Annotated in this window: 5 protein-coding genes and 2 pseudogenes; all 7 read right to left on the reverse strand. The window is 30.7% G+C overall.

The window, feature by feature from the left end:
• Positions 1 to 211: pseudogene (locus TS70_RS05595) on the reverse strand (hypothetical protein); the annotation flags it as partial.
• Between the two features lie 225 nt (positions 212 to 436).
• Positions 437 to 2,359, reverse strand: a complete 1,923-nt coding sequence (locus TS70_RS05600; RefSeq protein WP_198049664.1) for a heavy metal translocating P-type ATPase — start codon at positions 2,357 to 2,359, stop codon at positions 437 to 439.
• A 14-nt stretch (positions 2,360 to 2,373) separates the two neighbouring features.
• Positions 2,374 to 2,553 (reverse strand): copper chaperone, encoded by a 180-nt coding sequence (locus TS70_RS05605; protein ID WP_232332514.1) that lies wholly within the window; start codon positions 2,551 to 2,553, stop codon positions 2,374 to 2,376.
• Between the two features lie 127 nt (positions 2,554 to 2,680).
• Positions 2,681 to 3,916: a replication-associated recombination protein A gene (locus TS70_RS05610; RefSeq protein WP_198049665.1), complete on the reverse strand. Its 1,236-nt coding sequence runs from the start codon at positions 3,914 to 3,916 to the stop codon at positions 2,681 to 2,683.
• A 57-nt stretch (positions 3,917 to 3,973) separates the two neighbouring features.
• Positions 3,974 to 4,935: pseudogene (locus tag TS70_RS08865) on the reverse strand (L-lactate dehydrogenase).
• Positions 4,936 to 4,952: 17 nt separating this feature from the next.
• Positions 4,953 to 5,993: a rod shape-determining protein gene (locus tag TS70_RS05620; RefSeq protein ID WP_040093134.1), complete on the reverse strand. Its 1,041-nt coding sequence runs from the start codon at positions 5,991 to 5,993 to the stop codon at positions 4,953 to 4,955.
• Positions 5,994 to 6,100: 107 nt separating this feature from the next.
• Positions 6,101 to 6,457 carry an AlwI family type II restriction endonuclease gene (locus TS70_RS08700; RefSeq protein WP_040093133.1) on the reverse strand — a complete coding sequence of 119 codons (357 nt, stop codon included), beginning with the start codon at positions 6,455 to 6,457 and terminating at the stop codon, positions 6,101 to 6,103.
• Positions 6,458 to 6,473 lie beyond the last annotated feature (16 nt).

Consider the following 6,473-nt stretch of genomic DNA (forward strand, 5'->3'; position numbering starts at 1 on the left):
CAGCAGTCATTCGTTTAGTATCTGCTCCTGTTTGAAACTGAGCATCTTTAAAGAAAAATTCGCCTTGATATTGAAAGTTATTATATTTTGTAAAAAATAATTTTAAGTTTTCATAATTTAACGGAACTTTCTTAATTGTCATATCACTAGTTTCTTTACAACTAATGACTCCTAATGTTGTTGTGGCAAGTATCCCCACACTTAACAACAATAAAAATTTCCTCATATGATTCTTATCCTTCCCATCTGATTTATTATTTTTTAGTACTTTATTAAACAGTTTGCATTAGGTTTGATACATTATCTTTTAATGATATATCGTAATATACCTCATATTAAAAATAACATAAAAAGCAAAAAAAGATATTTTTTACTGAAAAAAAGTTTTAACCAAAATTATGTTATAAAAATAAAAAAAGGATCAAAAGATACCTTTTTATTTAAACTTAACTTTTAAATTATTAAAAACTAATGAATTTAGTAATACTAACAACTGACTAGCACCCATCACAACTGCCCCAATTAATGGAGGAATAATTCCTAAAATTGCTAATGGAATCGTAATTAAGTTATAACTAAAAGCTCAAAAGAAGTTTCATCAAATTAAGCGGCGCGTTAATTTTGTTAATACAAAGACTTTATAAATATTAAAAATATTTGGTTTAATAATTGTAATATCACTATTTTGAATTGCAACTTCACTACCTTGTCCCGTTGCAATGGCAAAATCTGCTTGTTTTAAAGCCACTAAATCATTAATGCCATCACCAACATAAGCTGTTACTTGCCCTGTTGCTTGAATTGATTCAACAATTGTTGCTTTCGTTAATGGTGCAACATTAACATAATAACTAGCAATGCCAACTTCTGTGGCAATTGCTTTTGTTGTTTCTTCGTTATCCCCACTAATCATATGGGTTGCAATATGTTTTTTTGCAAACTTCGCAATTGTAATAGAAGCATCGCTACGAATGATGTCTGTTAAAACAAGGACATTAGTAATTGTTTCATTAATTACGAAGGCAATTAAAATTGGATTAATAACCGTTAAACTTGCAACTTGGTGGGCTAATAAATTTTGAAAATCCTTTTTGACTGCTGTTTGATAACTCATAATCTGATAAGTACTGTTATTATAAACACCAGATAACCCACGCCCTGCTTCTTCTTTAAATTGTTGAAATTTAATTTCTGATTGCTCATTAGGAAAGAAATTTACAATGCTTTTTGCAATTGGATGGGCTGATAACTTTTCTAAATGATAAATATACTTGCTATTTGCATGATCACCTAAAAATTGTTGTACTGTTAATTCACCAGTTGTAATTGTTCCAGTTTTATCAAAAGCTACCGCATTAATTTTATTAATTTTTTCAAAGGCACTAGTGTTATTGAAAACAACTCCTTCTTTTAATGCTTTCCCAAAACCAACTGCCACAGCTAATGGGGTTGCTAATCCTAAGGCACAAGGACAACTAATAACAATTACAGTAATAGCAATATCAATGCCTTTAGCAACATCACCTTTGTGAAAAATAAAGTACTGACACAAAAAGGTAATAACCGCCACAATTAAAATTAACGGTGTAAACAATTTTGCAATTTGATCAGCAATTCGTTGAATCCGTAGTTTTTGACTTTGGATTTCATCTACTTTTTGTAAAATATTAGCTAAAACAGTATCGGCACCAACTTTTTTTGCTTGGAGATAAAAAGGTTCGCCCATATTAACTGTTCCCCCAATTACCTCAACTCCAAGTTTTTTTCAACAATTTAACATTGCTTCGTTTAAATAGCCAGTTCCTTGTTGAACAACACCATCAACAGGAACTTTTTCACCTTTTTTAATTAATAAAATATCATCAACTTGAACATCTTTTGTATTAATAACTGTCAATGTTTGATCAGGGTCAACACGGTTAGCCTGATCAACTTGTAATGTGATAACACTTTCAATGCCAGCTGTAACTTTTCGTTGAACATTTGTATTAATAATATTTCCTAACAACATAATCATAATAATTGTTCCAGCGGTTTCAAACAACAGCATATAACTACTATGACTAGCAATTAAATAAATACTATAGCCATATGATAATAAAGTTCCTAAACCAATTAATGTATTCATTCCTAACAAATGTCAACGGAAGATTTCATTAAACATATTAATATAATAGCGACGACCACAATAAAATAAAATAATTGTCGCAAGGGTTAATTGTAATCATTGGTTATGTAAAATACTTAAACTAGGAATTATCCCTAACAATAACGGAAGATTTAAAATAATCGCAATAATTAATTCATACAAATCACGAATTTGCCGTTTTGTTAATTTTGTTTTTAGTGGTTTTTTCATTTGTCAAAACCAAATTACAACTGTTCAGTTGCAATTTCATCAAAATCATAACCAGCTTTTTTAATTTGTTGAAAAATTGCTTCTTTGCTAACAAGTGTTTCATCATAAGTAATTTTAACATTTCGTGTTACAACCCCAATTTGAAATTCAATATTAGGAATTTTTTTAATTTCTTTTCAATTGCCATCGCACAACTACTACATGTAAGTTCAGGCACATGAATTTTAACGAGTGTCATTATCATCATTTCCATTTCTAACACCTTTATTCTAGCACTGCTAAAAAATAAACCAAGAAGTTACTTTAAAGTAACTTCTTGGTTTATTTCGTAAAGCGATCATATAACTCATTAATTCGTTTTTCATATACACTATGTAATTTTGGATGATAATAAACCGTTCCCAACATTTCTTTTGGTAAATATTGCTGCATAACATAATCATTTGGAAAATCATGGGGAAATTGATATCCTACGCCATTTCCTAATTTTACCGCTGAAGCATAACTAGTATCACGTAAATGATGTGGAATTGGATAAATTTTGCCTTTCAATACATCTTCATAAGCTTGGTCAGTTGCTAAATAAGCACTATTTGATTTTTCACTTAAACACATTTCAACAATTGCTAATCCTAACGGAATTCGACCTTCAGGTAAACCAATCTGACGAAAACTATCAACAGCAGCCTTAACATGAATTGCAATCGATGGATTTGCTAAGCCAATATCTTCATATGCAATAATTAACATGCGGCGTAACAAAGCTTCATAATCCCCACTTGCTAATAACCGTGCAAAGTAATATAACGCTGCGTCAACATCACTACCACAAATTGATTTTTGTAATGCTAATTTTAAATCATGGTGTTCATCTCCATCAGCAAAATTAATTAAATTTGCCGATGGAGCAATACTTGTAATAATTGCAGAAGTAATTTCTTCTTCTGGGTATAAATTTAAACATAATTCTAAAATATTAATTGCAATTCGTAAATCACCACTTGCTAATTGGCAAATTAATGCTAATGCTTCGGGAGTAATTGTTAAAGTTAATTTTTTCATAGCAATTAGTTTCTTTAACCCGACTATCATTTCATCTGTAGTAATTCGTTCTAATTTAATAATATTTGCTCGTGATCGTAAGGCGGGATTAATAACAAAATATGGATTTTCTGTTGTACATGCAAACATAATTAAATGCCCATTTTCTAAGTATTGTAATAAAATATCTTGGCGGTCTTTATTCATCCGGTGAACTTCTTCAACAATAATAATAAAACGCTCAACATTTTGTGCTTTTTTAATAATGTTTTCTAAATCTTGTTTTTTATCAATTTCTGCATTAAAAACAGCATATTCTAATTGTAAATCATTTGCTAAAGCACGAGCAATACTACTTTTTCCAACCCCAGGATCACCATAAAAAATTAATGAACTAGCATAGTTATATTTCAACATTCGTGAAATAAGACCATTTTGATCATTAATAATATGACTTTGTCCAATAATCTCCGCAATTGTTGTTGGGCGTAACAAGAACGCTAATGGTTGTTGCATTAATATTCACTCCTATTTTTTAAATCATAACATAAAAAAACTGATAATAAATCAGTTTTATTGAATCCCAATTGCTTGAAAAGCAACAGTTAAGGTCTCATGAATTTTTTGACAAGATTTATTAAATTGTTCTTGTTCTTCATTATTAATATGTAATTTAATAATTCGTTCTCACCCACAGTTGCTCACTACGGCTGGAACACCAGTATAAATTCCATTTTGACCATATTCACAGCTTAAATATGCACCAATTAAGATTGCTTGGTTCTCACCACGGATAATAATCCGCGCAATGTGAGATAAAACAACACCAATGCCATAGAACGTTGATTTTTTCTTTTCAATAATTTTGTATGCCATATTAATAGCATCAGTTTGACAAGTTTTTAAATCCTCAATCGTCAAGCGTCCTTCTTCAATATAGTCACTAATTCGTTTCCCTAAAATTGAAGCGCACTTCACGCTGTCATTGCTGAATCCCCGTGTTCACCCATAATATAGGCGTGCACCGAACTAGGATGTACATTTAACTTCTTCCCAATCAAACGACGTAAACGCGCAGAACCCAAACCAGTTCCTGACCCTAAAATTGTATGCGGATCAAAACCAGTTACTTTTTGATATACAGTAGTTAAAATATCTACTGGGTTAGATACAATTAATGAAATGCCTTTAAAACCAGAAGCTTTAATTGCTAAAGCAATTTCTTGCATAATTTTAGCATTATCAGCAACCATTTCTAATCTTGTTTCACCCTCTTTTTGCGGACGCCCAGCAGTTACAACAACCATATCAGCATCAACACAATCTTGATAAGTTCCGGCATTAACACTATAAAATGGTCGTTCTAAGACAGCATTACAATCATCGAGATCCAAGGCATGTCCTTCTGCTCATTCATAATTAATATCAATTAAAACATATTCTTGAGCTAAACCTTGGTTAATTGCAGCATAAAGAAATGTTGTCCCTACTGAACCACAACCAACTAAAACAATTTTACGATTCTTCACTGTTAAATGTTAGCCACTAACAATTAATAATCTAATTCTTTTGTTTTTTGGTGCTCTTGACGAATAATGTCATAAATATCTGATTCGAATTTTTTTGTTCCATTAATAACCGCTAATAAAGGTTGTTCTCCAATTTTAGCTGGTAATTGTAAGGTTTCTTCAAAGTAATGATCAATTCCTTTGATTAAACCACCACCACCACAAATGGTAATTCCATTTCGGAAGATATCCCCCGCTAATTCTGGTGGTGTTTCTTCTAAGACTTGGACGGCTAAATCAATAATCCGTGAAACCGGAACCTTTAACACTTCACGAACTTCTTCTGGTGTTAATTCAATTTCACGTGGTAAGCCTGAAACAACATCTCGTCCGTATACTTTCATTTTACGTTCATCACCATGTTTTGCTAATGAACCAATTTCAATTTTAATCATTTCTGCTGTTTTAATTCCAATTTCTAAACCATATTGTGAACGAACATATTTTAAAATTTCATCATTTAAATAGTTTCCAGCAACTTTTACTGATTTTGATAACACAATATCCCCAGAAGCAAGAACAGCAATATCAGTGGTTCCTCCACCCATATCAATAACTAGGTTTCCAAAAGGTTTGTAAATATCAACTCCGCCACCTAAAGCAGCCATTTTAACTTCTTCTTCAACAAAAACTTTTGTTGCACCTAAGTTCATTGCAATTTTTTTTAACGCATTTTTTTCTAATTCCGTAATCACTGACGGACAAGCTAATAACATAATTGAATTAGCTAATTGTTTACTAACCCGTAAACGATTAAAAATATATTTTAATTGGGCTTCCGTTGCATGAATGTCCGTAATAACCCCATCAACCATTGGTCGCACAATTCTAATTGTTTTATTTCCTTTTCCAATCATTTTATATGCTTCATTACCAACAGCAACAATTCTATTTTCTTTAATTTTATAAGCCACAATTGATGGTTCATTATAAACAATTCCGCTTCCTGATATATAAACCAAGGTATAAGCTGTTCCTAAATCCATCGATACAAAAGTTGGCTTTTTATTATTAAACATCGCCATATCCAATCCTCCTTAATAGTAATTATATGCTTTTTTTAAAATAAAAACAATAATTAATAATAATATGTTGGAATAAAGTTTTAGGTCCTACTGCTACTTATATATTTTTAATTTATCTTTTCTAAGTTGCGACTTGAAACTACTTTTTTGATTGTTTCCATATTTTTTAGTTCAACCTCTTTATATTCAGTTTCCACGAATTCAAAAATTGATGACATTTTAATTTGTGAAACAAAAGATTCTTCTCTTAGTCAATTAATAAATCTTATTATAGGGGTTCCTGTAATTATTAAATTATTATCTCTATTCATACTCACTAAAAAATTAAAATAATTAATTACATCAGAATGTATTCTTGGAGCTAATAACAATGCAAAACCTTTTTTTGAATCTAGACTTTCTAGAAGATGTCTTGCGATGGAATTTGTTTCTGAATTTAATAGTTGGGTTTTATCTCTAATCATTGTTAATTCNNNGNTG

The sequence above is a fragment of the Spiroplasma sp. hyd1 genome, from assembly GCF_016082235.1.
Lineage (GTDB): Bacteria > Bacillota_I > Bacilli_A > Mycoplasmatales > Mycoplasmataceae > Spiroplasma > Spiroplasma poulsonii.